General features: G+C 71.0%; 23 protein-coding genes and 1 pseudogene. 11 read left to right on the top strand and 13 right to left on the bottom strand.

The genetic code is table 11. The annotated features are described in order from the left end of the window. Positions 1-35: 35 nt before the first annotated feature. The 3 genes from ACGH52_RS14120 to ACGH52_RS14110 are packed head-to-tail and all read right to left on the bottom strand — an operon-like array spanning position 36 to position 4,562. Positions 36-1,988 carry a substrate-binding domain-containing protein gene (locus ACGH52_RS14120; protein ID WP_210975363.1) on the bottom strand — a complete coding sequence of 651 codons (1,953 nt, stop codon included), beginning with the start codon at positions 1,986-1,988 and terminating at the stop codon, positions 36-38. Further along, the gene (locus ACGH52_RS14115) at positions 1,978-3,522 is read right to left on the bottom strand and encodes a sugar ABC transporter ATP-binding protein (RefSeq protein WP_210975364.1); all 1,545 of its coding nucleotides are present in this window, start codon (positions 3,520-3,522) and stop codon (positions 1,978-1,980) included. The genes ACGH52_RS14120 and ACGH52_RS14115 overlap by 11 nt, the downstream gene beginning before the upstream one ends. After that, positions 3,519-4,562, bottom strand: coding sequence for a LacI family DNA-binding transcriptional regulator (locus tag ACGH52_RS14110; RefSeq protein WP_210975365.1), 1,044 nt, complete (start codon positions 4,560-4,562; stop codon positions 3,519-3,521). Before ACGH52_RS14110 ends, ACGH52_RS14115 begins: the two co-directional genes overlap by 4 nt. Positions 4,563-4,835: 273 nt before the next feature. On the opposite strand from ACGH52_RS14110, the gene ACGH52_RS14105 reads away from it, so the two are divergent. After that, entirely contained in the window at positions 4,836-5,186 is a 351-nt protein-coding gene (locus ACGH52_RS14105; protein WP_399939490.1) for a hypothetical protein, read from the top strand. A 37-nt stretch (positions 5,187-5,223) separates the two neighbouring features. On the opposite strand, the gene ACGH52_RS14100 is transcribed toward ACGH52_RS14105, so the two are convergent. After that, entirely contained in the window at positions 5,224-5,709 is a 486-nt protein-coding gene (locus tag ACGH52_RS14100) for a carboxymuconolactone decarboxylase family protein (RefSeq protein WP_076974424.1), read from the bottom strand. A gap of 130 nt (positions 5,710-5,839) precedes the next feature. On the opposite strand from ACGH52_RS14100, the gene ACGH52_RS14095 reads away from it, so the two are divergent. Next, positions 5,840-6,787 (top strand): RNA polymerase sigma-70 factor, encoded by a 948-nt coding sequence (locus ACGH52_RS14095; protein WP_210975366.1) that lies wholly within the window; start codon positions 5,840-5,842, stop codon positions 6,785-6,787. 10 nt (positions 6,788-6,797) lie between these two features. Here ACGH52_RS14095 and ACGH52_RS14090 read toward each other — a convergent pair whose 3' ends face one another. Together ACGH52_RS14090 and ACGH52_RS14085 are read right to left on the bottom strand one after the other, a co-directional pair. After that, positions 6,798-7,592 carry a metalloregulator ArsR/SmtB family transcription factor gene (locus tag ACGH52_RS14090; RefSeq protein ID WP_210975367.1) on the bottom strand — a complete coding sequence of 265 codons (795 nt, stop codon included), beginning with the start codon at positions 7,590-7,592 and terminating at the stop codon, positions 6,798-6,800. A 41-nt stretch (positions 7,593-7,633) separates the two neighbouring features. Then, entirely contained in the window at positions 7,634-8,062 is a 429-nt protein-coding gene (locus ACGH52_RS14085) for an ATP-binding protein (protein ID WP_399939485.1), read from the bottom strand. Between the two features lie 206 nt (positions 8,063-8,268). Here ACGH52_RS14085 and ACGH52_RS14080 point away from each other — a divergent pair, with 206 nt between their 5' ends. Together ACGH52_RS14080 and ACGH52_RS14075 are read left to right on the top strand one after the other, a co-directional pair. Further along, positions 8,269-9,105 (top strand): helix-turn-helix transcriptional regulator, encoded by an 837-nt coding sequence (locus ACGH52_RS14080; RefSeq protein ID WP_210975371.1) that lies wholly within the window; start codon positions 8,269-8,271, stop codon positions 9,103-9,105. Between the two features lie 7 nt (positions 9,106-9,112). After that, on the top strand, positions 9,113-9,319 hold the full coding sequence (locus ACGH52_RS14075) for a DUF397 domain-containing protein (protein WP_121703108.1): 207 nt from the start codon (positions 9,113-9,115) through the stop codon (positions 9,317-9,319). Here ACGH52_RS14075 and ACGH52_RS14070 read toward each other — a convergent pair. Beyond that, positions 9,276-9,827: a hypothetical protein gene (locus ACGH52_RS14070; RefSeq protein ID WP_210975372.1), complete on the bottom strand. Its 552-nt coding sequence runs from the start codon at positions 9,825-9,827 to the stop codon at positions 9,276-9,278. The two genes, ACGH52_RS14075 and ACGH52_RS14070, sit on opposite strands and share 44 nt — an antisense overlap. Before the next feature lie 59 nt (positions 9,828-9,886). Here ACGH52_RS14070 and ACGH52_RS14065 point away from each other — a divergent pair, with 59 nt between their 5' ends. Together ACGH52_RS14065 and ACGH52_RS14060 are read left to right on the top strand one after the other, a co-directional pair. After that, positions 9,887-12,148 (top strand): ATP-dependent RecD-like DNA helicase, encoded by a 2,262-nt coding sequence (locus ACGH52_RS14065; protein WP_399939480.1) that lies wholly within the window; start codon positions 9,887-9,889, stop codon positions 12,146-12,148. A gap of 237 nt (positions 12,149-12,385) precedes the next feature. Beyond that, on the top strand, positions 12,386-13,684 hold the full coding sequence (locus ACGH52_RS14060; RefSeq protein ID WP_059300474.1) for a citrate synthase: 1,299 nt from the start codon (positions 12,386-12,388) through the stop codon (positions 13,682-13,684). Positions 13,685-14,337: 653 nt separating this feature from the next. On the opposite strand, the gene ACGH52_RS14055 is transcribed toward ACGH52_RS14060, so the two are convergent. Next, positions 14,338-15,384 (bottom strand): LysR family transcriptional regulator, encoded by a 1,047-nt coding sequence (locus ACGH52_RS14055; RefSeq protein ID WP_399939477.1) that lies wholly within the window; start codon positions 15,382-15,384, stop codon positions 14,338-14,340. 137 nt (positions 15,385-15,521) lie between these two features. On the opposite strand from ACGH52_RS14055, the gene ACGH52_RS14050 reads away from it, so the two are divergent. Both ACGH52_RS14050 and ACGH52_RS14045 read left to right on the top strand, forming a co-directional pair. Continuing rightward, positions 15,522-16,361 carry an NAD(P)H-binding protein gene (locus tag ACGH52_RS14050; RefSeq protein ID WP_121703111.1) on the top strand — a complete coding sequence of 280 codons (840 nt, stop codon included), beginning with the start codon at positions 15,522-15,524 and terminating at the stop codon, positions 16,359-16,361. After that, entirely contained in the window at positions 16,358-16,957 is a 600-nt protein-coding gene (locus ACGH52_RS14045; protein ID WP_076974413.1) for a DUF1772 domain-containing protein, read from the top strand. Before ACGH52_RS14050 ends, ACGH52_RS14045 begins: the two co-directional genes overlap by 4 nt. 12 nt (positions 16,958-16,969) lie before the next feature. Here ACGH52_RS14045 and ACGH52_RS14040 read toward each other — a convergent pair whose 3' ends face one another. The 4 genes from ACGH52_RS14040 to ACGH52_RS14025 all read right to left on the bottom strand — a co-directional run bounded on the left by ACGH52_RS14040 (position 16,970) and on the right by ACGH52_RS14025 (position 20,437). Next, positions 16,970-19,231 (bottom strand): heavy metal translocating P-type ATPase, encoded by a 2,262-nt coding sequence (locus ACGH52_RS14040; protein ID WP_399939473.1) that lies wholly within the window; start codon positions 19,229-19,231, stop codon positions 16,970-16,972. A gap of 34 nt (positions 19,232-19,265) precedes the next feature. Next, positions 19,266-19,508 (bottom strand): heavy-metal-associated domain-containing protein, encoded by a 243-nt coding sequence (locus tag ACGH52_RS14035; protein ID WP_059300470.1) that lies wholly within the window; start codon positions 19,506-19,508, stop codon positions 19,266-19,268. A gap of 105 nt (positions 19,509-19,613) precedes the next feature. Continuing rightward, positions 19,614-20,186 carry a GNAT family N-acetyltransferase gene (locus ACGH52_RS14030; protein WP_399939470.1) on the bottom strand — a complete coding sequence of 191 codons (573 nt, stop codon included), beginning with the start codon at positions 20,184-20,186 and terminating at the stop codon, positions 19,614-19,616. A gap of 59 nt (positions 20,187-20,245) precedes the next feature. Further along, the gene (locus ACGH52_RS14025; protein ID WP_052838066.1) at positions 20,246-20,437 is read right to left on the bottom strand and encodes an AlpA family transcriptional regulator; all 192 of its coding nucleotides are present in this window, start codon (positions 20,435-20,437) and stop codon (positions 20,246-20,248) included. A 589-nt stretch (positions 20,438-21,026) separates the two neighbouring features. Between ACGH52_RS14025 and ACGH52_RS14020 the strand changes: the two are divergent. Then, positions 21,027-21,230: pseudogene (locus ACGH52_RS14020) on the top strand (hypothetical protein); the annotation flags it as partial. Between the two features lie 14 nt (positions 21,231-21,244). Next, complete coding sequence (gene mmsA / locus ACGH52_RS14015; RefSeq protein ID WP_059300469.1) at positions 21,245-22,747, top strand: CoA-acylating methylmalonate-semialdehyde dehydrogenase; 1,503 nt, start codon at positions 21,245-21,247, stop codon at positions 22,745-22,747. A gap of 55 nt (positions 22,748-22,802) precedes the next feature. Here mmsA and ACGH52_RS14010 read toward each other — a convergent pair whose 3' ends face one another. Then, positions 22,803-23,654 carry a hypothetical protein gene (locus ACGH52_RS14010; protein WP_399939466.1) on the bottom strand — a complete coding sequence of 284 codons (852 nt, stop codon included), beginning with the start codon at positions 23,652-23,654 and terminating at the stop codon, positions 22,803-22,805. A gap of 344 nt (positions 23,655-23,998) precedes the next feature. Between ACGH52_RS14010 and ACGH52_RS14005 the strand changes: the two genes are divergently transcribed. Continuing rightward, a complete protein-coding gene (locus tag ACGH52_RS14005; RefSeq protein ID WP_399939463.1) occupies positions 23,999-25,420 on the top strand; it encodes an APC family permease in 1,422 nt (473 codons plus the stop codon). Positions 25,421-25,470 lie beyond the last annotated feature (50 nt).

Below are 25,470 nucleotides of genomic sequence, written 5' to 3'. Positions count from 1 at the left end.
TTCGAGTGATTCCCACTGGTCCCCGCGGGCCGGTCTCAGCCCTCGAAGCCGGCCACGTTCTCCTTGGTGACGACCTTCACGGGCACCTTCACCGTCTGCTCCACCTTCTTGTCCTCGGCCGCCCGCAGCGCGTTCTGTACGGCGATCCTGCCCAGTTCCTTCGGCTGCTGCGCCACGGAGGCGTACAACGTGCCGTCCTGGACCGCCTTCAGCCCGTCCGGGGTGCCGTCGAAGCCGACGACCTGGACCGACTTGCCGGCCTTGGAACCCAGCGCCTTGATCGCGCCCAGCGCCATCTCGTCGTTCTCCGCGAAGACGCCGTCGACGTCCGGGTGCGCCTGGAGCAGGTTGGTCATCACGTCCAGGCCCTTGGTGCGGTCGAAGTCCGCGGGCTGCTTGGCGACGACCTTGATGCCCGGGTACTGCTTCAGCCCGGCCGCGAAGCCCGCCCCGCGCTCCCGGCTGGCGGAGGTGCCGGCCTGGCCCTGGAGGATGACGATGGTGCCCTTGCCGCCGAGCTTCTCGGCGAGCGCCTTGGCGCCCAGCTCACCGCCCTCGACGTTGTCCGAGGCGACCAGCGCGGAGGTGTCCGCCTTGTTGACGCCGCGGTCCACGGCGATGACGGGGATGTCGTCCTTGTTCGCCGAGCGCACCGAGGGACCGGCCGCGTCGGAGTCCACCGGGTTGACGATGACCGCGGACAGGCTGCCGCTGACGAAGTTCTGCAACTGGTTGGCCTGCTGGGAGGCGTCGTTCTGGGCGTCTGTGACCGTCAGGTCCACGCCCAGCTTCTTCGCCTCCTCCTCGGCGCCGTTCCTGATCTGCACGAAGAACGGGTTGTTCAGCGTGGACAGCGACAGCCCCATCTTCTGGTCCTTGCCGCCGGAGGAACCGTTGTGCAGCAGCGAGGTGGCGCCGACGACGGCGACGGCCACGACCGCCGCGATCACGTACGTGAGTGCCTGCTTGCCCCGGTTGCCGCCGCCGGACGCCCCGGCCGCCTCAGTCACCGCGCCCGCCTTGCGGCGCAGCGTGTCGAAGAGCACCGCCAGCGCGATGACGACACCGATGACGACCTGCTGCCAGAACGCGGAGACGGACAGCAGGTTGAGGCCGTTGCGCAGCACCGCGAGGATCAGCGCGCCGATGAGCGTGCCCGAGGCCTTGCCGGTGCCGCCCGCCAGCGAGGCACCGCCGATGACGACGGCGGCGATGGCGTCCAGCTCGTAGCCCTGCGCGGCCTGCGGCTGCGCGGAGGAGAGCCGGGAGGCGAGCACGATGCCCGCGGCGGCGGCGAACAGACCGGAGAAGGCGTAGATGGCGAGCTTCTGCCGCTTCACCCGCAGCCCGGACAGCCGCGCGGCCTCCTCGTTGCCGCCGATGGCGTACATGGAGCGGCCGATGTAGGTCCGCCCGAGGACGAACGCGGTGATCAGGCCCATCACGATCATCACGAGCACCGGCACCGGCAGCCAGCCGCCGAGCGTGTCACCCAGGTGCGAGACCGAGTCCGGGAAGGCGATCGGCGAGCCCTGCGAGATGACCAGCGACAGACCGCGGCCCACCGACAGCATGGCGAGCGTCGCGATGAACGGCGGCAGCTTCCCGTACGAGATGAGGAAACCGTTCACCAGACCGCACGCGATGCCCGTCAGGACGGACAGCAGCACCGCGAGCACCACCGGCATCCCCGCCTCGGTGGCGCTCCAGGCCAGCACGGTGGCCGACAGCGCGGCGACCGAGCCGACCGACAGGTCGATGCCCGCCGAGACGATGACGAAGGTGACGCCGAACGCGAGGATCGCGGTGACGGCGGCCTGGACACCGACGTTGAGGAGGTTGTCGGCGGTCAGGAAGTCCCCGGACAGCGCCGACATGGCGATGACGAGGACGATCAGCGCGGTCAGCGCGCCGTTGTCGAGGAGCAGGCGGCGCAGACCGCCCGTGGCGCCCTGCGCGCCCGGCTTCTTGAGCGTGTCAGTGGCCACCGGTGGCCTCCGTTCCGTCGCTGTGGGGGGAGTTGCTGGTGTGGGTGCTGACGGCGAGCGCCATCACGGCGTCCTGGGTGGCCTGTTCGGCGGAGAGCTCCCCCGCGACGCGCCCCTGCGCCATGACGACCACGCGGTCGCTCATGCCGAGCACCTCCGGCAGATCGCTGGAGATCATGAGCACGGCGGCACCGGCGGCCGTCAGTTCGTTGATGAGCTGGTAGATCTCGACCTTGGCGCCGACGTCGATGCCGCGCGTCGGCTCGTCGAGGATCAGCACCTTGGTGTTCGCCAGCAGCCACTTGCCGATGACGACCTTCTGCTGGTTGCCGCCGGACAGCGTGCGCACGTGCTGGCCGAGCCCGGCCATCCGCACGCCGAGCTGCCCGGCGATGCGCTCGGCCGCCGCGTGCTGCCCCTTGAGGTCGACGAGCCCGGCGCGGGCGCTGGAGCGCAGGGTGACGAGTCCGAGGTTCTCCTCGACGGACGCGTCGAGGACGAGACCCTGCCCCTTGCGGTCCTCGGGGACGAGCCCGATCCCGGCGGCCATGGCGGCGTTCACGTCGTGTCGCCGCAGCGGCGCGCCCGCGACCCGCACGGTTCCGGCGTCGTACGGATCGGCGCCGAACACCGCCCGCACCACCTCCGTCCGCCCGGCCCCGACCAGCCCCGCGATGCCGACGACCTCACCGGCCCGCACCTCGAAGCCGACGTCGTGGAAGACACCGTCCCGGGTGAGCCCCTCCACCTTGAGCAGCGCCTCACCGGCGTCAGTGCGCTCGCGAGGGTACTGCTGCTCGATCGACCGCCCGACCATGAGCCGGACCAGCTCGTCCTCCGGGGTGGAGGCGGGCACCTGCCCGACGCTCCGGCCGTCCCGGATGACGGTGACCCGGTCGCCGAGCGCGGCGATCTCCTCCAGGTGGTGGGTGATGAAGACGATGCCGACGCCGTCCTCGCGCAGCCGCCGCACGATGGCGAACAGCTTCTCCACCTCGTCGGAGGTGAGCACGGCGGTCGGCTCGTCCATGATGAGCACCCGCGCGTCCAGGCTGAGCGCCTTGGCGATCTCGACCATCTGGAGCCGGGCGATGCCCAGATCCCGCACCCGCGCCCGCGGGGAGACCTTGACCCCGACCCGCTCCAGCAGCACCTCGGCGTCGGCGTCCATCCTCTTCCGGTCGATCATGCCGAACCGGCGGGGCTGGCGCCCCAGGAAGATGTTCTCGGCGACCGTCAGGTCGGGGACGAGGTTGAACTCCTGGTAGATGGTGGCGATCCCGAGGCGCTCGGAGTCCTGCGCACCGTGGATGCGCACCTCCTCGCCACCGGCCAGGATCCGCCCGGCGTCGGGCGTGTAGGCGCCGGAGAGCATCTTGATGAGGGTGCTCTTGCCCGCGCCGTTCTCACCGAGGAGCACGTGCACCTCGCCCCGGCGCAGGTCGAAGTCGACGCTGTCGAGCGCGACCACGCCGGGGAAGGTCTTGCGGATGCCCTCGATGCGCAGCAACTCGTCCGGACTGCGGCTGCTCACGGCGTACTCCTTCGTACGGGGGACGGGGACGGGGGGTGTGGTGCGGGGGGCGGCTCACCGCACGAGCGGCGGACGACGAGTCGGGCCGGAAGGGTCACGGACTCACCGGCCCGCCCCGCGATCCGCTCGACGAGCGCGCGTACGGCGGCCCGTCCCAGCTCGCGGGTGGGCTGGGCGATGGCGGTGACCGGCGGACCGGTGTGCACGAACCAGGGGATGTCGTCGAAGGCGGCGAGCCCGATGTCCTCGGGGACGCGCAGCCCGCGCGCGCGTACGGCGTCCAGTGCGCCGAGCGCCATCAGGTTGTCGGCGGCGAAGACGACCTCGGGCGGCTCGGGCAGGTCGAGGAAGCCCTCGGTGACCCGGCGCCCGCTGCCGGCCTGGAAGTCGCCCTGGCCGATGTAGGCGTCCGGGAGGGGAAGCCCGTACGCGGCGAGCGCCTCGCGGAAGGCGTCGACGCGCTCGCGTCCGGTGGTCGTGGCGGCCGGCCCGGCGATGATCGCGAGGCGCCGGTGCCCGAGCCCGTGCAGATGCGCGACGAGGTCCCGTACGGCCGCCCGCCCGTCCGACCTGACGACGGGCACGTCCACGCCGGGGATCCAGCGGTCGACGAAGACCATCGGCGTCCCGGCCCGCGCGGCGTCCAGCATCCGCGGGGAGCCCCCGTCGGTGGGGGAGACGAGCAGCCCGTCGATCCGCCGGTCCAGCAGCGTGGTGACGTGGTGGTCCTGGAGGTCGGGCCGCTCGTCGGCGTTGCCGATGATGACGCTGTAGCCGAGCGCGCGGGCCTCCTCCTCGACGGAACGGGCCAGCTCGGTGAAGTACGGGTTCATGACGTCGCTGATGACCAGGCCGAGGGTGCGGGTCTGGTCGGTGCGCAACGACCTGGCGAGGGCGTTCGGGCGGTAGCCCAGCGCCTCGACGGCGGCCAGGACGCGGGCGCGTGCGGCGGCGCTGACCGACGGGTGGCCGTTGAGCGCCCGCGAGACCGTCGCGACGGACACACCCGCCTCGGCGGCGACGTCCTTGATGCTCGCCATCGTCGTTCCACCTCCTCGTGGAATCGATTACACGGAGGATTGGAATCGATTACACGGGCCCAAATCAAGGGGTGGATTCCGGCCGAGACCCAATCGTGACCGGGCCCGTCCGGTGCGGTGGACCGTCGCCCGGCACCCGGTCCACGGCCCCGAACGGTCCGGCCGAGTACCGTCCGGGCCGGTCGGACGGTAGGAACGGGAGGACGGCGGCGGCCGCCTCGCCGCGTGCGGGGGCGCGCGCCGCCGCCCTTCCACGACCCCGGGAGCAGACGCATGGCCCACCCCTCCGACGGACCGGCCGGGACGGACACCTTCCCGGCGCTGTGCGGACACACGCACCTCTTCCCGGGGGCGCGCTGCCGCGTCCAAGGGCTCCCGGACCCGGGCGCGTTCGTCGCCGGACCCCGGCCGCTCGACGTGGACCTGCGGTTCTCCGACGGCGTGATGGTGGCGGCGCGGCTGCGCACGGAGCGGGGGGAGGGGCCGCCCCTGGTGCTGTCCGTCCCCGCCCACACCACGGCCGCCGGGACCCGGATCGACGCGCGGGCGTGGCGGGTGCGGGACCTGGTCGTGCGGGAGGGCGCCGACGTGGAGCTGGTCGTCGGCGCCCTCCCGCGGTCCTGAGCCGGGCCGTTCGTGCGGCTGGTGCCGCTCGTGCCGCTCAGTCCATGGCGGCCGCGAACATCCCCGCCTCGTACGAGCCGCCCTGCTGGTGGGTGATCACGGCGAGCCGGTTGGCCGCGTTGATCATGGCGACCATGCAGACCAGCGCGGCGACCTCGTTGTCGTCGTAGTGCTTGCGCACTTGGGCCCACGTCTCGTCGGACACGCCCTGGTGGGCGTCGGCGAGCCGGGTGCCCTCCTCGGCGAGGGCCAGGGCGGCCCGCTCGGCCTCGGTGAACACGGTCGACTCGCGCCAGGCGGCGACCAGGTGGAGCCGTACCGCGCTCTCGCCCGCGGCGGCGGCCTCCTTGGTGTGCATGTCGATGCAGTGCCCGCAGCCGTTGATCTGGCTGGCCCGCAACGCCAGCAGCTCCTGCGTGGAGTGCGGCACGGTCGACTGCTGGAGGATCGTCGCGGTGCCCGCGAACCGCTTGGCGAACCGGCTGCCGACCTCGTTCTCGAACAGGTTGAATCGGGGGTCCATGGTCTCGTCCTCGCTCTCGGTGCCTCACTGACGCACACAAGACGCCGCCGCCCCGCACCCTGTGACAGGACGCGGACGTGACCTGGGCCACCACGGACGGGTGTCACAGAACCGGGGCGAGCGGTGTCCCGTGCGCGAGACACCGCCGGAACCGAACGAACGGGAGAAGCTGGTGACCAGCGAGAACAGCGGCCGGGAAGAGGACGGGGCCACGGAGGCGTTCGTCGCCCACCGCAACCTGCTCTTCACCGTGGCCTACGAGATGCTCGGCTCGGCCGCCGACGCCGAGGACGTGCTCCAGGAGACCTGGCTGAAGTGGGCGGGGGTCGACCTCGACACGGTGCGCGACCGGCGCGCGTACCTGGTCCGCATCACCACCCGCCAGGCCCTGAACCGGCTGCGCACCCTCGGCCGCCGCAAGGAGTCCTACGTCGGTTCCTGGCTGCCCGAGCCGCTGCTCACCACGCCCGACGTGGCCGAGGACGTCGAGCTGGCCGACAGCGTGTCGATGGCGATGATGCTGGTCCTGGAGACGCTGACGCCGACCGAGCGGGCGGTGTTCGTGCTGCGCGAGGTGTTCGCACTCGACTACGACGAGATCGCCGACGCCGTCGACAAGACCCCGGCCGCCGTCCGCCAGACCGCGCACCGGGCCCGCGCGCACGTCGCGGCACGCAGACCGCGCGGAGCCGTCTCGCGCGCCGAGACCCGGGACGCGCTCGCCGCGTTCCAGCGGGCCGTCCAGACCGGTGACCTCCAGGGCCTGCTCGACATCCTCGCTCCCGACGTCGTCCTGCTCGGCGACGGCGGCGGCATCAAGCAAGCGGTGCTGCGGCCGATCGTCGGCGCCGACAAGGTGGCCCGCCTCATGCTGGGCGGCCTGGTCAAGCTGCCCGTCGCGATGACGATGGACCCGGCTCAGGTCAACGGGCACCCGGCCCTGGTCATCCGGCTCGACGGCGAGCTGGACACCGTGGTGGCGGTGCGCTTCGAGGCCGGCCGCATCACGGGGCTGTACGCGGTGCGCAATCCGGAGAAGCTGTCGCGGATGGGCGAGGAGACGGTCCTGAGCCGCTGAGCCGGGCGGCTCAGTGCGGTTCCGGGAGCGCCTCTCCGGTCTCCAGCAGCGTCTTGAGGCTGGACAGGAGGGCGGGCCAGCCGTGCTGGATCATCTCGCGGGCGGTGCTGCCGGGCTCGAACCCGTCATGGACGACGGTCAGCTTCACCGAGCCGCCGCCGAGGTCCTCGATGTCGAAGGCGACCTTCGACCGCCGCTCGGCGGAGAGCCGGGCAAGGGTCGCGTCGTCGATCCCGTTGGCCTCGGCCCACTCCGGCGTGAAGGTGTGCCAGGTGTACGCCAGCCGCCGGAAGGGGTCGGACTCGAGCACGACCTGCTCGGGGTCGGCGGTCTCGGCCTTCCGCTCCCGCCAGACCACGGGCGACCCGGCCCGCCAGTCGGTGTCGAACTCCACGCCCCAGTAGCGACGGGTGAAGGCCGGATCGGTCAGGCCCTGCCACAGCTTCTCGGGCGTGGTCCTGATGTGGGTCGTGTAGACGAAGGCGTTGCTGTCCATGGCGGTCTCCTCCAGCGCGTGCTTGAGGTCGGCGAGTGCGTGCACGCGCTCGCGGTCGTAGCGGCTGATCCAGCGTTCGGCGATGGCGTTGATCGGTTCGGCGTTGAGGTAGTGCAGCTTCTCCCGGCCCCGCCGCACGGTGGTGACCAGACGGGCCGCCTCCAGCACCGCCAGGTGCTTGCTGACCGACTGCCGGGCCATGTCCAGCCCGGCGCACAGCTCGCGCAGGCTCTGCCCGTTGCGCGCGTTCAGACTGTCCAGCAGCCGTCGCCGACTGCCGTCCGCCAACGCCTTGAAGACCTCGTCCATCTCCGCCCCTCTGACATGCAGCCCATTGGCTACCTATTACGTTAGGCAGCCGTACAGCTGCCTGTCAATTGCAACTCGCACCACACGTACTTGCCCCTGTTGCCGTGTCTGGACCGCGGGTGCCACCCCCAGACGTCCGCGCAAGCCCGCACGAGCGCGAGGCCCCGCCCTTCCTCCAGCTCCGTCACCCTCTCGAACCGCGCGGGCGGCTCGGGCGGTTCGGGGTCCGCGTCCCACGCCCCGATCCGCAGAGTGCCGGGCGGTGACCAGCGGATGCGGAGGGCGGCGGGGCCCTTGGTGTGCCGTACGGCGTTGGAGACCAGCTCCGTGGCCAGCAGTTCGGCGACGTCGACTAGACGGATCAGCCCGTGCATGGTGAGGACCAGACGGAGGGTGCGGCGACTGATGGTGACGGCGCGGAGGTCGTTGGGGATGTAGAGGGAGTACTCCCAGGGTTCGTTTTCAGGCATGAGGGGTTCCCTTGTGTGGGGGGAGTTGAGAGCGGGCCGGTGTCATCGCCGGAGCCGTCGTGGCAGGACGGAACGGTGCGCTTCCGGTTTCGCACGGTGTGCGTCGCGTCACTGACGGTAGATCTAAATTTAGGGACGCGGCAAGTCGATCGCGTAATCTGACACCGAACGAGTCGCACCAACGGACGTGTGAAGAGGGCCAGTCGATGGTGAAGAGGCGCGAACCGACGGCACGTCAGGTGCGACTGGCAACCGAACTGCGCAGGCTCCGTGAGGCAGCGGGGTTCAACTCCCGCCAGGCGGCGGAGCTGCTCGGTGTAGCGCCCGCCCAGATCACTCACATCGAGTCCGCACTCGCGGGCGTGAGCGAGCAGCGAGTTCGCCGACTGGCCTCCCACTACGCCTGTACGGACGAGGAGTTCGTCGAGGCGCTCGTCGCCATGGCCACTGAGCGGTCAACCGGCTGGTGGGAGGAGTACCGAGGTCTGCTTCCCACGCCCTTCCTGGACCTGTCCGAGCTGGAGCACCACGCCCGGTTCCTCCGCCACGTGGCGATCCTGTACGTACCGGGGCTGCTACAGACGGAGGACTATTCGCGCGCCGTCTTCTCCGCCAGGCTGCCGGCTTTGACCGCCGAGGAGTTGGAGGTGCGCATCCAGCACCGCAAGGCGCGTCAGGCATTCGCCATCCCATACGAAGCGGTGATCCATGAAGCCGCGCTCCGGATCAGGGTCGGCGACCGTGACAACTCAAGGGCGCAACTGGCCCGGCTCGCAGCGCTCTCGGAGGCGGATCACATCACCGTGCGCGTCATCCCCTTCGACCTGGACAACTTCGCCAGAGCTTCCAGCACTATGACGTACGTGAGTGGTCCATTGCCCAAGCTGGACACCGTCGTGCGAGATGCGCCGCACGGTTCGGTCTTCATTGACTCCGAGGCGCAACTCGACGCTTATCGAATGCGTTTCCGTATGGTGGAGGAAGTAGCACTTGGGCCCGACAAGTCGCGCGATTTCATCCATCAGCTGACGAAGGAGCTGTGAGGTACCCATGAGCACTCATGGCCACTGGCGGAAGTCTTCATACTCCGGCGAGGGCGATGGCAACGAGTGCGTCGAGATAGCCACCTCGACCACCCACGTCGCCGTCCGCGACAGCAAGGCCCCCGCCCGAGCCACCCTCAGCTTCCCCTGTGCCGCGTTCACCCACTTCCTCACGGCGATGGCGGAGCCGGAGGGAAACCTGCCTCCCCGCTGACCCAGCACACCTCCCCAGGGCTCCCGTCGCCCACGTCGAACAGGCAGCACGCGGCGCCGACGGCGGCGGCGAGACCGGTGAACGTCCTTCTGATGCTCGCCGACCGCTCGAACAGGCGGCTCAAGCCGGTCGTCGGCGCCCAGAACTCCAGTGCCGTGTACCGGGGATCCAGGAAGGACGCGAACCGGACCGTCAGGTAGACGTACCCGATCTGAACCCGCCCGTTCTCCTCGGGCGGCAGTCCGTACGACTCCCCGTACGCCCGCACCGCGTCGTCCACAGGGAACATGAGGGACGTGTCCAGGTCGAGCGTCTCGCTGTCGGCGCAGTCCACCGGCTCGCTGCCGAACCCGGACGTGAACGGGAGGACGATCCGCTCGCCCCCGGGCAGCGTGACGTCGAGCGGCGGTACGGCACCGGACGGGGGTGCCAACTCGGCGACGGCGGCCAGCGCCCCGGCGACGTTCCGAGGAGGCAGGTAGATGTCGTAGCCGTAAGTGAGCCCCATGTTTGCCTGATCCTGCCGCACCGCGCACCGCTGTCACACCCCACCGGTACCGTCGCACCATGCCCAACCAGCCCCCCGCGGCCCCCGGTGAGCGGCGGCTCGCCACCCTCGAAGGCGTCCTGGAGAGGATCACGTACGCCAACGAGGAGAACGGCTACACCGTCGCCCGCGTCGACACCGGCAGAGGCGCCGGCGATCTGCTGACCGTCGTCGGTGCGCTGCTCGGTGCGCAGGTGGGGGAGTCGCTGCGGATGGAGGGGCGCTGGGGGTCGCACCCCCAGTACGGCAAGCAGTTCCACGTGGAGAACTACACGACGCTGCTGCCCGCCACCGTCCAGGGCATCCGGCGTTATCTCGGGTCCGGGCTGGTCAAGGGGATCGGGCCGGTCTTCGCGGACCGGATCACGCAGCACTTCGGGCTGGACACCCTCACCATCATCGAGGAGGAGCCCAAGCGGCTGATCGAGGTGCCCGGCCTCGGCCCCAAGCGGACGAAGAAGATCGCCGACGCCTGGGAGGAGCAGAAGGCGATCAAGGAGGTCATGCTCTTCCTCCAGACCGTCGAGGTGTCCACCTCCATCGCCGTGCGGATCTACAAGAAGTACGGCGACGCCTCGATCTCCGTCGTGAAGAACCAGCCCTACCGGCTCGCCGCCGACGTCTGGGGCATCGGCTTCCTCACCGCCGACAAGATCGCCCAGTCCGTCGGGATCCCGCACGACAGCCCGGAGCGGGTGAAGGCCGGGCTGCAGTACGCGCTCTCGCAGGCCACCGACCAGGGGCACTGCTACCTCCCCGAGGAGAAGCTGATCGCCGACGCGGTGAAGCTGCTCCAGGTGGACACCGGGCTCGTCATCGAGTGCCTGGGCGAGCTGGCCGCCGAGCCGGAGGACCCGGACGGCGACCCCGGTGTGGTGCGGGAGAAGGTCCCCGGCTCCGAGGGTGGCGATCCCGTCACCGCCGTGTACCTCGTGCCCTTCCACCGTGCCGAGCTGGCCCTGGCCGGGCAGCTCCGCCGTCTCCTCCACACGGACGAGGACCGGATGCCCGGCTTCCAGGACGTGGACTGGGACAAGGCGCTGGCATGGCTGAAGCAGCGCACGGGTGCCGATCTCGCGCCCGAGCAGGAGGCCGCCGTCAGGCTCGCGCTCAGCGAGAAGGTCGCCGTGCTCACCGGCGGGCCCGGCTGCGGCAAGTCCTTCACCGTGCGGTCGATCGTGGAGCTGGCGCGGGCCAAGAAGGCGAAGGTCGTGCTCGCCGCGCCCACCGGCCGGGCCGCCAAGCGGCTCGCTGAGCTGACCGGCGCCGAGGCGTCCACCGTGCACCGGCTGCTGGAGCTGAAGCCCGGCGGCGACGCGGCCTACGACCGGGAGCGGCCGCTCGACGCCGACCTGGTGGTGGTGGACGAGGCGTCGATGCTCGATCTGCTCCTCGCCAACAAGCTGGCGAAAGCCGTGCCGCCCGGCGCCCACCTGCTGCTCGTCGGGGACGTCGACCAGCTGCCGAGCGTGGGTGCGGGGGAGGTGCTGCGGGACCTGCTGGCGCCCGGCAGCCCGGTCCCCGCCGTGCGCCTCACCCGCGTCTTCCGGCAGGCCCAGCAGTCCGGCGTGGTCACCAACGCGCACCGGATCAACGCCGGACAGCACCCGGTCACCGACGGCATGAAGGACTTCTTCCTCTTCGTCGAGGACGACACCGAGGAGGCGGGGCGGCTCACCGTCGACGTCGCCGCGCGGCGCATCCCCGCGAAGTTCGGGCTCGATCCGCGCCGGGACGTGCAGGTGCTGGCGCCCATGCACCGGGGACCCGCCGGCGCCGGGACGCTGAACGGACTGCTCCAGCAGGCCGTCACCCCGGGACGCCCGGACGTACCGGAGAAGCGGTTCGGCGGACGTGTCTTCCGGGTCGGCGACAAGGTCACCCAGATCCGCAACAATTACGAGAAGGGCGAGAACGGCGTCTTCAACGGCACCGTGGGCGTCGTCACCTCGCTCGACCCGGTGGACCAGCGCCTCACGGTGCTGACCGACGAGGACGAGGAGGTGCCGTACGACTTCGACGAGCTGGACGAGCTGGCCCACGCGTACGCGGTCACCATCCACCGGTCCCAGGGGAGCGAGTATCCGGCCGTCGTGATCCCCGTGACGACCGGTGCCTGGATGATGCTCCAGCGGAACCTGCTGTACACGGCGGTCACCCGGGCGAAGAAGCTGGTCGTCCTCGTCGGCTCGCGCAAGGCGATCGGGCAGGCGGTGCGCACGGTGTCGGCCGGACGGCGGTGCACGGCGCTCGACTTCCGGCTGGCCGGGCCCCGGCCGTGAAACCTTGCGGTAAACCTGTCCACCCCTGTGAAAAAAATGATCGATCAAACGAGTCGGAAAGGTCACACAGCACTTCCGGATGGGCCCCGGAGGGGGCAGGATGAGCAAGTTGACGGCACTGAGTGCCGCCGATAGGCCCGATGGTCGACCCCGAGTGCACTCTCCTGAGCCAAGTGGGGGATGGTAGAGACAGTCAGGGCACCTCGAAGATGAGGCACTACGTCGGTGAGGGAAGACGTGAGCGAGCACACCAACAACTCGGTAGTACTGCGGTACGGCGACGGCGAGTACACCTACCCGGTGATCGACAGCACCGTCGGTGACAAGGGCTTCGACATCGGGAAGCTCCGCGCCCAGACCGGTCTGGTGACGCTGGACAGCGGATACGGCAACACCGCCGCCTACAAATCCGCCATTACCTATCTGGACGGCGAAGCCGGCATCCTCCGGTACCGCGGCTACCCGATCGAGCAGCTGGCCGAGCGCTCCTCCTTCGTGGAGGTGGCCTACCTGCTGATCAACGGTGAGCTGCCGACCGTCGACGAGCTGTCCGCGTTCAAGGACGAGATCACGCAGCACACCCTGCTGCACGAGGACGTCAAGAACTTCTACAAGGGCTTCCCGCGCGACGCCCACCCGATGGCCATGCTGTCGTCGGTGGTCTCGGCGCTGTCCACCTTCTACCAGGACAGCCACAACCCGTTCGACGAGCGGCAGCGCAACCTCTCCACGATCCGGCTGCTCGCGAAGCTTCCGACGATCGCGGCCTACGCGTACAAGAAGTCGATCGGCCACCCGTTCGTCTACCCGCGCAACGACCTCGGCTACGTCGAGAACTTCCTGCGCATGACGTTCTCGGTGCCGGCGCAGGAGTACGAGCTGGACCCGACGGTCGTCGCGGCGCTCGACAAGCTGCTGATCCTGCACGCGGACCACGAGCAGAACTGCTCGACCTCCACCGTCCGCCTGGTGGGCTCCTCGCAGGCGAACATGTTCGCCTCGATCTCCGCCGGCATCAACGCCCTGTGGGGCCCGCTGCACGGCGGCGCCAACCAGTCGGTGCTGGAGATGCTGGAAGGCATCCGCGACGCGGGCGGCGACGTCGACTCCTTCATCCGCAAGGTGAAGAACAAGGAGGACGGCGTCCGCCTGATGGGCTTCGGCCACCGGGTCTACAAGAACTTCGACCCGCGCGCCAAGATCATCAAGGCCGCCGCGCACGACGTGCTCTCCGCCCTCGGCAAGTCCGACGAGCTGCTGGACATCGCCCTGAAGCTGGAGGAGCACGCGCTCTCCGACGACTACTTCGTCTCGCGCAGCCTCTACCCGAACGTCGACTTCTACACCGGCCTGATCTACCGGGCCATGGGCTTCCCGACCGAGATGTTCACGGTCCTGTTCGCCCTCGGCCGGCTGCCGGGCTGGATCGCCCAGTGGCACGAGATGATCAAGGAGCCGGGTTCCCGCATCGGCCGCCCGCGCCAGATCTACACGGGCGTCGTCGAGCGCGACTTCATCCCCGTCGAGGAGCGCTGAGCCGCACGGCACCCCCGCAGCGCGCCTGGTGAGTCCCGTACCGCCCCGAGTGGTACGGGACTTTTCCGTGCCGTGGCGCAACGCCTGAACGGACCCGGACAGCAGAAGGCGCCCTGGCGCCGGTCCCCCCACGGGCCGACGATCCAGGGCGCCTTCCCATGTCCCGGTGCGGATTCCCCCCACGGGATCCGGCCGGGCGTCTGTGAGGACAGCGCCTGAATTCGCTGTGTCGTGCTGGTGGTGCTGGTGGTGCTGGTGGTGCTGGTCGTGCTTGCGGTGCGCGGTCTGCCGGGACAGCGCACACCCGGGAGGGCCGCTCAAAGCTTCCCGGTGTACGTGTCCCGGCAACGCAGCTCTGGGAAAGTCCCCCAAGACATCCCCAGATGCCAGGTGGCGCCCCCCAAGACGCTGCCTGACATCGCCAACTTAGACCTTCGAACCCCTTCGATGGTTACGTTCGCATCACTGTGATCTGCGTCTCTTGCATATGTCCGTTAGGTGCGCAAGAGCCCCGTACGTCGCGCGGGACTCAAGCGTAAGGAAGATGCGCGAGCCTTGTGAAGAGCTTATGTGAGGTGCGTGCTGGACTCCAGAGGCACAGCCCCTCGACCTGCGTGAAATGCGGACCACCGCCACGGTACGGCGGCTCGGCCTCAGTTGGCCCCCGCGGCCCGCGTCAGCGGATCGGGATGCGCCGCCGCGTAGTCGCGGGCCGCTTCGGAGAAGGCGCGGATGCGGTGGTTGTCCGCCGAGGAGAGCCAGATCAGGCGCCACTCGTACGCCGGGGCGCCCTCGACCGGGACGAAGGCGACGTCGGGGCGGGCGTCGTACACGCTCGCGTGCGACGGGACGGGGAAGACCCCGTGGCCCGCGCCGACCAGCGCCCACATCTCCTGGACACTGCTGAATTCCGTGTTCCGCCCGGCTCCCCGGCCCCCGGGCGTTCCGCCGGGGGCGGACGGCGGCTGTGCCCGTCCCGCGGGGAACAACCGCTCCGCGCCCCGGGGAGCGGCCCATCGGGGCGTCTGCCCCGGGACGGAGCCCTCGGCCGCCTCCCCGGGAGCGGAAGTCCGCTCCGCCTGTTCCGAGGACGCCCGCGGCCGCAGCATCTCGTACCGCGCCAGCTCCGACACGTCCACCGCCTCCCGTCGCGCCAGCGGATGCCGGGCCGAGACGGCGAGCACGGGCGCCTCCCGGAACAGCACCGGGCCCGCGCTGTGGCCGGGTGCGAGCGCCGACACCGGTGCCGCGAAGTTGTCGATGAGCAGGACGTCGATCAGGTCGTCGCGCAGGGGCGCCGTCCCGTCCGTGAAACGGCTCTCGCGCAGCCGCACCTCGCATCCCGGATGCCGGGTCCGCAGCAGCTCCGCCGCGCGCAACACGAACTCCGCCGTCACGGTTCCCAGGAACCCGACCCGCAACACGCCGTCCAGTCCCCGGCCCGAGGCCACCGCTCGGGCGAAGGCGTCCAGGATCTCCTGGTGCGCGGGCCTCAGATCCTCGAAGAGACGCCGCCCGATCGCGGTGAAGGCCACCCGTCTGCTGGTCCGCTCGAAGAGGCTCGCGCCGACCGACCGTTCCAGTTTGCGGATCGTCTTGCTGACCATGGCCACCGAGACGTGCAGTCGCTCGGCGCTGCGTCCGAAGTGCAACTCCTCGCCGACCGTCAGGAAGATCTCGATCTCACGCCGCTCCACCACGCCCCCCATTGATAACCCAGAGGTCAACGATCCTTGCAGGAATGGCAGTTGATGGCCACACGCGGGAGGCCGAGGCTGGGAACACACCGCAGCGGGCGGACACCGCAGCGCCAGCCACGAAAGCCGAGGCCATCACCATGACATCACCCGCACTCACCCTGGTCCTGGGCGGAACCGGAAAGACCGGACGCCGTGTCGTACGCCGGCTGACCGATCGCGGCCACAAGGTCCGGATCGGCTCACGGAACGGCGGAATCCCCTTCGACTGGAACGACGCCACGACCTGGCAGCCGGCCCTGGCCGGCGTGGACGCCGTCTACGTGTCCTACCAGCCGGACCTCGCCGTGCCCGGCGCTCCCGAGGCGATCGGCGCCTTCGCCGAACTCGCGGTACGGGCCGGAGCACGCCGTCTGGTGCTGCTCTCCGGGCGCGGCGAGCCGGAGGCCGAGGCATGCGAGAAGGCGCTGGCGGCCCAGGACGCGGAGTGGACGGTCCTGCGTGCCTCCTTCTTCGCGCAGAACTTCAGCGAGGGCGACTTCCTCGGTCCGATTCTCGACGGGGCGCTCGCGCTGCCGGTCGGGGACGTCGAGGAGCCGTTCGTCGATGCCGACGACATCGCGGAGGTCGCCGCCACCGTCCTCGCCGAAGGCGGACACACCGGCCGCACCTACGACCTGACCGGCCCCCGGCTGCTCACCTTCGCGCAGGCCACCACCGCGATAGGAGCGGCGACCGGCCGTGAGATCGGCTACGTCACGGTCCCCGTGGAGGGCTACGCCGCCGAACTCGCCGCGCACGGCGTCCCCGCCGACGTCATCGGCCTGCTGACGTACCTGTTCACGGAAGTCCTCGACGGCCGCAACGCCCACCTCGGCGACGGCGTCCGCCAGGTCCTCGGCCGGCCGGCCCGCGACTTCACCGAGCACGTCGCCGAGGCCGCGGCCACCGGCGTCTGGACCCCCGGGACCCCCTCGTGAGAGCCACCCAGACCGGCACCCTGCTCGCCTCCGTCCTCGCCTCCGGCCTGATGGCGGGACTCTTCGCGGCCTTCGCCTACGCCGTGATGCCGGGACTGCGCGGCACCTCCGACCACACGTTCACGGCGACGATGCAGGGCATCAACAAGTCGATCGTCAACCCCGTGTTCATGCTTCCGTTCGTGGGGTCGGTCCCACTGATCGCCCTGGCGGTGTTCCTCGCCTGGCGCGGTCACGGCCGGCCGGCGTTGCCCTGGCTCGTCGCCGCGCTCGTGCTCTACCTGGTCGCGTTCGCGGTGACCGTCACGGTGAACGTGCCGCTCAACGACCGGTTGGCGCGGGCCGGCGACCCGGACTCCATCGGCGATCCGGCCGCCGTCCGTGAACGGTTCGAGGCGGCCTGGGTCACCTGGAACATCGTGCGCGCGCTGCTGCACACGGCGGCCTTCGCCTGCCTGGCCTGGGCCCTGGTCCTGTACGGCGCGGACCGGTCCGCCGACGACCGGGCGGCGGCGTCCACCTCCCGCGAGACCGGCGCCCCGTTCCCGACAGGCGTCCCGCCCTACGCGCACGACGGCCGCGGGCCCGGCCACTGACGCGCCCGGGCCTCAGCGAAAGGTGCGCAGCCGGAGGCTGTTGGTGACCACGAAGACCGAGGAGAAGGCCATCGCCGCTCCCGCGATCATCGGGTTCAGCATCCCGGCGGCGGCCAGCGGCAGCGCGGCCACGTTGTAGCCGAAGGCCCACACGAGGTTGCCCTTGATCGTGGCCAGGGTGCGCCGGGACAGCCGGATCGCGTCCGCCGCCACCCGCAGGTCGCCGCGCACCAGCGTCAGGTCGCCCGCCTCGATCGCCGCGTCCGTCCCCGTGCCCATCGCCAGGCCCAGATCGGCGACGGCGAGCGCGGCGGCGTCGTTGACGCCGTCCCCCACCATGGCGACCGTACGGCCCTCGGCCCGCAGCCGCTCCACCACCGCGACCTTGTCCTCGGGCAGCACCTCGGCGATCACCTCGTCGATGCCGACGGCCGCCGCGACCGACTCGGCCACCCGGCGGTTGTCGCCGGTCAGCAGGACCGGGGTCAGGCCGAGGCGGCGCAGCCCGGCCACCGCCTCCGCGCTGGTCTCCTTGACCGCGTCCGCCACGGCCACCATCCCGCGCGCCCGGCCGTCCCAGCCGACGACGACGGCCGTACGGCCCTTCCTCTCGGCCTCGTCGGCGGCCCGGGCGACCTCGGGTGGCAGCGTGTCGTAGAGGCGCCCCACGGCCACCTCGCGGCCCTCCACGCGGGCGCGTACACCGCGCCCGGGGACGTTCTCGAAGTCCTCGACGCCCGGCAGCGCGCCGAGCCGTTCCTGGGCCCCGGCCGCGACCGCGCGGGCCACCGGGTGCTCGGAGGCGTGCTCGACGGCGCCCGCGAGCCGCAGCAGCTCCTCCTCGTCGGTGCCCTCGGCGGCGTACACCTCGTGCAGGGTCATGCGGCCGGTGGTGACCGTGCCGGTCTTGTCCAGGACGACCGTGTCGACGCGCCGCGTGGACTCCAGCACCTCCGGGCCCTTGATGAGGATGCCGAGCTGGGCGCCGCGCCCGGTGCCGACCAGCAGCGCGGTCGGCGTGGCGAGGCCCAGGGCGCACGGGCAGGCGATGATCAGGACGGCGACGGCCGCGGTGAACGCGGCGACCGTGTCACCGCTCGCGCCGAGCCAGCCGCCGAAGGTGGCGACCGCGATCAGCAGGACCACGGGCACGAAGACGCCGGAGATCCGGTCGGCCAGCCGCTGCACCTCGGCCTTGCCGCTCTGCGCGTCCTCCACCAGCTTCGCCATCCGCGCCAGCTGCGTGTCCGCGCCGACCCGGGTCGCCTCGACCACCAGCCGGCCCCCGGCGTTCACCGTGGCGCCGGTGACGGAGTCGCCGACGGCGACGTCCACCGGCACGGACTCGCCGGTCAGCAGGGAGGCGTCCACCGCCGAGGCGCCCTCGGTCACCGTGCCGTCGGTGGCGATCTTCTCGCCGGGCCGTACGACGAACCGGTCGCCCACGGCCAGCCGGGCCACCGGTATCCGCACCTCGCGCCCGTCCCGCAGTACGGCCACGTCCTTGGCGCCCAGCTCCATCAGCGCCCGCAGCGCGGCCCCGGCGCGGCGCTTGGAGCGGGCCTCCAGCCAGCGGCCGAGGAGCAGGAAGGCGGTGACTCCGGCGGCGGCCTCCAGGTAGATCGCGGAGGCGCCGTCCGTGCGGGAGACGGTGAGGTCGAAGCCGTGCCGCATGCCCGGCATGCCCGCGTCGCCGAAGAACAGCGCCCACAGAGACCAGCCGAACGCCGCCAGCGTGCCGAGCGAGACCAGCGTGTCCATGGTGGCCGCGCCGTGCCGCAGGCCCGTCCAGGCGGCGCGGTGGAAGGGCAGGCCGCCCCACACCACGACGGGGGCGGCCAGGGTGAGCGAGAGCCACTGCCAGTTGTCGAACTGGAGCGCCGGGACCATCGCGAGCAGGACGACGGGGACGGCGAGGAGGACCGAGACGACCAGGCGCTGACGAAGGGCCGACAGCTCCGGATCGCCGCCGCCGTCCCCGGGAGCCGCCTCGTCCGAGGGCTCCGGGGGCGGCGCGGGCTCCTCGGCGGTGTACCCGGTCTTCACGACGGTGGCGATCAGCTCGGCGACCGGGGTGGTCGCCGGGTGGCTGACCCGGGCCTTCTCCGTCGCGTAGTTCACCGTGGCGGTGACGCCGTCCATGCGGTTGAGCTTCTTCTCGACGCGGGCCGCGCAGGAGGCGCAGGTCATCCCGCCGATGAGCAGCTCGACCTCGGCGAGGCCGGGATCGGCGCCCGTCGTGGCGGTGCGGGTGTCCGCGGTGCTGCTGGTCATGGTCCGGACTCCAGAACGGTGGGGGCGCCGGGGCTCAGACCCGGCCGACGAGCTCGAAGCCCGCCTCGTCCACGGCGGCGCGCACGGCCGCGTCGTCGAGGGGGGCCTCGGAGACGACGGTGACCTCACCGGTGGCGGCGACGGCCTGCACGGAGCCGACGCCCGCGATCTCGGAGATCTCGCCGGAGACGGCGCCCTCGCAGTGGCCGCAGCTCATTCCGCTCACCTTGTAGACGGTGGTGACGGAGCCCTGGGTGGTGTCGGTCTGGGCGGTCATGTCGTTACTCCTCGTCGGGGGACGTGCGTGGGCGGGTGCCCGTGGTCCGGCCCGGACCACTCACTCCACCTTACCCCTAGGGGGTATAAAGGCGAGATTCACCCGTCACCCTCGTCCCCCTGCGCCGCGCCCGTGCGCGGCCCACTCGTGGTCGAGGACCGCCATCAGCACGTCGTCCACCCACACGCCGTCCCGCAGGGCGGCCTCCCGCCGCACGCCCTCCACCACGAAACCGGCCTTCTCGTACACCCGCCGCGCCCGCGGGTTGTCGGCGTAGACCTCCAACTGGACGCGGTGCAGGCCGACCTGCTCGAAGGCGTGCCCGACGATGAGCCGCGTCGCCTCGCTGCCCAGTCCGCGGCCGCGGCCCCGGGGCCCCACGAGGGTGCGGAAGGTGCAGCTGCGGGCCGACGGGTCCCACTCGTACAGGACGACCTCGCCGACGAGTTCGCCGGTGGCCCGGTCGGTGACGGCCAGGTCGAGCCGGTCGGGAGCGGCGGTGCGCACGCCGTACCAGGAGCGCAGTGTGTCGAGGGTGAGTTCGGTGGTCGGCTCGAAGGTGAAGCGGACGACCTCGGGGTCGTTGACGATCTCCCACATCGTGTCGGCGTCCTCGGGGGTGAACGGCCGCAGGACGGTCTTGTCGCCGGTGAGGACGGGTTTCAGGGAGAAGTCCATGCACGGCACTGTGCCCCACGCGGCGGTGGGGCACAGAACGGTTTTCCGGCGGGGCGGCGCTACTTGTTCCGGTTGCGGGGGCGGGAGGCCACCCAGGTCCGGACCGTGTCGGCGTACCAGTACGGCTTTCCGCCCTCCACGTGGTCGGGCGGGGGCAGCAGCCCGTGCTTGCGGTACGACCGCACGGTGTCCGGCTGGACGTGGATGTGGGCCGCGATGTCCTTGTAGGACCAGAGCCTTCGGTCGGTCACTCGTTGCACCTCCCTGCGCGCGCCGCGGCGGCGGCCGGGGACGGCCGCCGGGGGGAGCCGGGCGCTGCGCTGGCGATCACCAAGCCTGTTCCGGGTGAACGACACGGAGTGCGGGGCGGACAGGGGTCGTTCCCGGGTGTGACACAAGCCCCGCGTGCGCGTGACATGTGTGACCCGGTGGGTGCTTTTGTGACACGAGTGCCACATAGGCGTACGCCGTCGTTCAGGCGCGGCGCGTTGACTGTGGCGGCCGGCCGCGTTCCGCCGTACGCCCGTGGGTGCCCCCGGACCGTCATCGGACCACCACTCGGAGCGCCACTCGGGCCGCCACCCGGCTCAAGTCGTCCGAATGTCCGGACAAAACATTGACAGGCCGCACGCACGGGGCTAGAAACCGGGGTGAACGCAAGGGCGCGGGCAAGAAGGGAACGCGATGGCGCACGACCCGATGGCACACGGCCCGGTCGCCGGTTCCCCCACCGAACGCCTCCGGCGCGGGAAGGCGGCCTCGCCCTGGCAGGAGCGAGGCACGAGCGCCAACTCCCCGCTCGCACCGGCTCCGCGCCGGAGGTCCCCGCGTCGCGTCCCGGCGCGGACCGCCCACACTGCCCCACGTGTCTACGCGGACACCCGAACCGCAGACACAGTGTCGGGCGCGCCTGCGGCCGCGGGCTGCTGGGATGGAGTCACGGCCGCGACCGCGACCCGACCGTCGCAGGTCCCGGCCCGTGAGCAGCACGAGCAGCGCGAGCTGCACCAACGGCACGTCTGGACCCGTCGCCGCCATCTGTGAAGGAGTTCTCGGTCATGACGAACATCGTCAACCACTGGATCGGCGGCAAGACCGCCGAAGGCGCCTCGGGCACGTACGGGCCGGTGACGAACCCGGCGACCGGCGAGGTCACCACCAAGGTCGCCTTCGCCTCCGTCGACGAGGTGGACGCCGCGGTCGCCGCCGCCAAGGAGGCGTACCTGACCTGGGGGCAGTCGTCCCTGGCGCAGCGGACCTCGATCCTCTTCAGGTTCCGGGCGCTGCTGGACGCGCACCGCGACGAGATCGCCGAGCTGATCACCGCCGAGCACGGCAAGGTGCACTCCGACGCGCTCGGCGAGGTCGCGCGCGGCCTGGAGATCGTCGACCTGGCCTGCGGCATCACCGTCCAGCTCAAGGGCGAGCTGTCGACGCAGGTCGCCACCCGCGTCGACGTGTCCTCGATCCGGCAGCCGCTCGGCGTGGTGGCGGGCATCACGCCGTTCAACTTCCCGGCGATGGTGCCGCTGTGGATGTTCCCGATCGCCATCGCCTGCGGCAACACCTTCGTCCTCAAGCCGAGCGAGAAGGACCCGTCGGCCGCCGTGAAGGTCGCCGAGCTGCTCTCCGAGGCCGGTCTGCCGGACGGCGTCTTCAACGTCGTGCACGGCGACAAGGTGGCCGTCGACCGCCTCCTGGAGCACCCGGACGTCAAGGCGGTGTCCTTCGTCGGGTCGACCCCCATCGCCCGGTACATCCACACCACCGCCTCCGCGAACGGCAAGCGCGTCCAGGCCCTCGGCGGCGCCAAGAACCACATGCTGGTGCTGCCGGACGCCGACCTCGACGCGGCGGCGGACGCGGCCGTGAGCGCCGCCTACGGCTCGGCCGGGGAGCGCTGCATGGCGATCTCCGCGGTCGTCGCGGTCGGTGCCGTCGGCGACGAACTGGTGGAGAAGATCCGCGAGCGCGCCGAGAAGATCAAGATCGGCCCCGGCACCGACCCGTCCTCCGAGATGGGCCCGCTGATCACCAAGGCGCACCGCGACAAGGTCGCCTCCTACGTCGCGGGCGCCGCGGCCGAGGGCTGCGAGGTCGTCCTGGACGGCACCGGCTACACGGTGGACGGCCACGAGGACGGCCACTGGATCGGCATCTCCCTGCTCGACCGGGTGCCGACCACCGCGAAGGCCTACCAGGACGAGATCTTCGGCCCCGTCCTGTGCGTGCTGCGCGCCGAGACTTACGAGGAGGGCGTGGCTCTCATCAACGCCTCGCCGTTCGGCAACGGCACCGCGATCTTCACCCGGGACGGCGGCGCGGCCCGCCGCTTCCAGCTGGAGATCGAGGCCGGCATGGTCGGCGTGAACGTCCCGATCCCGGTCCCCGTCGGCTACCACTCCTTCGGCGGCTGGAAGGACTCGCTCTTCGGCGACCACCACATCTACGGCAACGACGGCACGCACTTCTACACCCGCGGCAAGGTCGTCACCACCCGCTGGCCCGACCCGTCCGACGCCCCGGCGGGCGTGGACCTGGGCTTCCCGCGCAACCACTGAGACACAAGGTGCCTCGGTCCCGCTCCCGGCGGGACGGAGGCACCTTCGCGTCTTCTCAGCCCTGTTGCAGGCCGGCGTCCTTCACCTCCTGCGTGAGGTCACCGACCTCGCCGGCGGGCGGGGCGACGATGTCCTTCGTGGCGCCCCACCTGTCGAAGTCCATGGTGACCGTCATGGCGCCGAAGTCCTGCTTCAGGCGCACCGGCAGGTCCTTGGCGCCCACCCAGATCTCCATGGTGATCGAGCCTGCGCCGGCGGCGGAGTTGAACATGCTGTCGTCGCCCTTGAAGACTTCCTTGAACTTGCCGAGGTCCTGCTCGTCGAGCACCGCGCGGTAGTGGGTCGTCGGCTTGCCGTTGACGGTCTCCTTGCCGAGATCGTCGACGTCACTGGCGTACTTCAGGCCCTTCATGGAGTCCGCCGGGCTTCCCTCGCCGCCGCCACCGGCCATCGTGGCGGCGCCCGACTCGCCGAACACGGCCGACCCGTCGATCTTCATCCACTCCTTGCCCGCGAGGGGGCCGGCGGGCTGCGGGTCGATGTCGTAGTAGTAGGCGCCGTCCACGAAGAGGGTGCGCACGGTCGGCGAGTCCGTGAGCTCCTGCATCTGCACCGCCTCGGCGTCCATCTCCACGTCGAGCGCGTAGCCGTCGCCCCAGGAGTACGTGCCGTCCATGGCGATCGGCTCGCCGGTGCCCAGGTCGGTCGTCGTCCTGACCTCGGCGGAGCCCAGCTCCTCGGTCCGGTCGGTGGCCCGCGTGAGGGCCGCCATGATCGTGTCCGCCTTGTCCACGGCCTTGTCGGCCGTCTCGGCCGCCGTCTTCGCGCCCTCCGAGCCGCACGCGGTGGCCGCCACCATCGCGGCCGCCGTGAGCCCCACCCAGGCAGCGGTGTACTTGAGCTTCATGAGTCCCCACCCATTGCTGCGTTCCTGTGATTCAACTGTGCGACGGACTCTACCGGGCACCACCGACACCGTCCGGATACCGGACGACGGCACGTTTTTTTGCCCCGCCCCCTACGGTTCCCGCACGGCTCAATCTCCCGTCGCGTCAAGGGCCGTGTTGCTGTTTCCGGATGCATGAACGGTCTTGATCAACGGTTTCCGTAGGTAAACACCCATTGACGCAGCGGTTTTCGTCGGGATTCCATCTGGCGTCGGGAGCGAATCAGAACGACGTACGACCCAGCCTCCGGAGGCGATAGCGCTCCCTCGCGAACCACGCCGCACGAGTCGATCGGAACCGCTCCATGACCGACACGCTCCGTCCCGTCGAGACCGCCGCCGCGCCCCCGGACGTTCCGGCACCTCCGGAGTCGAGGTCGCTGAAGCGTTCCATCGGGGTCGTCGGCGGCACACTCCTGACGCTGTCGTGCGTGACCCCCGCCTCCACGCTGTTCGTGGTCGTCCCCGACCTCTTCGGCTCGCTCGGCACCGCCACCGCGCTCACCATCGCCATCGGCTCCCTGCTCTGCGTCGCCGTGGCGTTCTGCTACTCGGAGCTGGGCACCCTGGTCCCCAGCGCGGGCGGCGAGTACGCCATGGTGTCGACGATGGCCGGGCGCCTGGCGGGCTGGCTGGTCTTCGTGCTGTCCCTGCTGGTCGTCATGATCGTGCCCCCGGTGATCGCGATGGGCACCGCCGACTACCTCGAACCGGTCCTGCACCTCGACCCGTCCCTGGCGGGTGCCGGCGTCATGCTGCTCGCCACCCTCGCCGGGCTGCTCGACCTGCGCGCCAACGCCTGGATCACCGGCGTCTTCCTGGTCCTGGAGGTCATCGCCGCGGCCGTCGTCGCGGTGCTGGGCTTCGCCCACGCCGAACGCGGCCCCGGCAGCCTGGTGTCGATGGAGGTGGGCGGCGCGAACGGCGGAGCCGACCCCGTGACGGCCATGCTGGTCGTCTCCGGGCTCGCCATCGCCCTCTTCATCACCCAGGGCTTCTCCACCGCCGTCTACCTCTCCGAGGAACTGGAGAACCCGCGCCGCAACGTCGCCCGCACGGTGCTGGCCACCCTCGCCATCTCCACGGTGATCATCCTGGTCCCGGTCGTCGCCATCACCTTCGGCGCGTCCGACCTGGCGGAGCTGACCGGCGGAGACATCGGTGCCATGGTCACCGCCTGGTCCAACTCCGCCGTCGGCACCTTCGTGAGCCTGTGCGTGGCGCTCGCCATCATCAACGCGGGCATCGTCATGGTCATCCAGAACTCGCGCGTGCTGTTCGCCTCCGCCCGCGACAAGGCCTGGCCCGCCCCGGTCAACGGACTCTTCGCCAGGCTCGGCCGGTTCGGCTCCCCGTGGGTCGCCACCCTCGCCGTCGGCGTGCCGGGCGCCGCGCTGTGCTACGTCAACCTCGGCACCCTGTACGGCGTCACCGGCGTCTCCGTGACCGCGATGTACCTGCTGGTCGCGGTCGCCGCCCTGCTGTCCCGGCGCGGGGCACACCGGCACGCGCACGCGTGGCGCATGCCGCTGTGGCCGGTGGTGCCGGCGGTGCTGATCGTGGTCCTCGCCTACGTCCTGACCCGGCAGGAGACGAGCCACCTGCTGCTGACCGGCTCCATCGCCGCCGTCGCCACCCTGTACTGGGCCCTGTACCTGCGCCCGCGCCGCGACACCCGCTGGCTGGTGACGGTCCCGCAGGACGTACGGGAGCCCGCAGGACCGTGACGGCAGCCGGGCAGCCGGACAGCCCGGCGGACCCTGACCGGACCGCCGGG

This window comes from Streptomyces sp. BBFR25, assembly GCF_044590125.1.
Classification (GTDB): domain Bacteria; phylum Actinomycetota; class Actinomycetes; order Streptomycetales; family Streptomycetaceae; genus Streptomyces; species Streptomyces canus_D.
This window is presented reverse-complemented; position numbering and strand designations above follow the sequence as displayed.

Excerpts from the sequence above, each read along its gene's own strand:
- ACGH52_RS14035 (WP_059300470.1), bottom strand. The coding sequence starts at position 19,508 with ATGACCGCCCAGACCGACACCACCCAGGGCTCCGTCACCACCGTCTAC.
- ACGH52_RS14085 (WP_399939485.1), bottom strand. The coding sequence starts at position 8,062 with ATGCCTGAAAACGAACCCTGGGAGTACTCCCTCTACATCCCCAACGAC.
- ACGH52_RS14110 (WP_210975365.1), bottom strand. The coding sequence starts at position 4,562 with ATGGCGAGCATCAAGGACGTCGCCGCCGAGGCGGGTGTGTCCGTCGCG.
- ACGH52_RS14005 (WP_399939463.1), top strand. The coding sequence starts at position 23,999 with ATGACCGACACGCTCCGTCCCGTCGAGACCGCCGCCGCGCCCCCGGAC.
- ACGH52_RS14050 (WP_121703111.1), top strand. The coding sequence starts at position 15,522 with ATGACATCACCCGCACTCACCCTGGTCCTGGGCGGAACCGGAAAGACC.
- ACGH52_RS14075 (WP_121703108.1), top strand. The coding sequence starts at position 9,113 with ATGAGCACTCATGGCCACTGGCGGAAGTCTTCATACTCCGGCGAGGGC.
- ACGH52_RS14040 (WP_399939473.1), bottom strand. The coding sequence starts at position 19,231 with ATGACCAGCAGCACCGCGGACACCCGCACCGCCACGACGGGCGCCGAT.
- ACGH52_RS14030 (WP_399939470.1), bottom strand. The coding sequence starts at position 20,186 with ATGGACTTCTCCCTGAAACCCGTCCTCACCGGCGACAAGACCGTCCTG.
- ACGH52_RS14080 (WP_210975371.1), top strand. The coding sequence starts at position 8,269 with ATGGTGAAGAGGCGCGAACCGACGGCACGTCAGGTGCGACTGGCAACC.
- ACGH52_RS14090 (WP_210975367.1), bottom strand. The coding sequence starts at position 7,592 with ATGGACGAGGTCTTCAAGGCGTTGGCGGACGGCAGTCGGCGACGGCTG.
- ACGH52_RS14010 (WP_399939466.1), bottom strand. The coding sequence starts at position 23,654 with ATGAAGCTCAAGTACACCGCTGCCTGGGTGGGGCTCACGGCGGCCGCG.
- ACGH52_RS14105 (WP_399939490.1), top strand. The coding sequence starts at position 4,836 with ATGGCCCACCCCTCCGACGGACCGGCCGGGACGGACACCTTCCCGGCG.
- ACGH52_RS14100 (WP_076974424.1), bottom strand. The coding sequence starts at position 5,709 with ATGGACCCCCGATTCAACCTGTTCGAGAACGAGGTCGGCAGCCGGTTC.
- ACGH52_RS14070 (WP_210975372.1), bottom strand. The coding sequence starts at position 9,827 with ATGGGGCTCACTTACGGCTACGACATCTACCTGCCTCCTCGGAACGTC.
- mmsA (WP_059300469.1), top strand. The coding sequence starts at position 21,245 with ATGACGAACATCGTCAACCACTGGATCGGCGGCAAGACCGCCGAAGGC.
- ACGH52_RS14065 (WP_399939480.1), top strand. The coding sequence starts at position 9,887 with ATGCCCAACCAGCCCCCCGCGGCCCCCGGTGAGCGGCGGCTCGCCACC.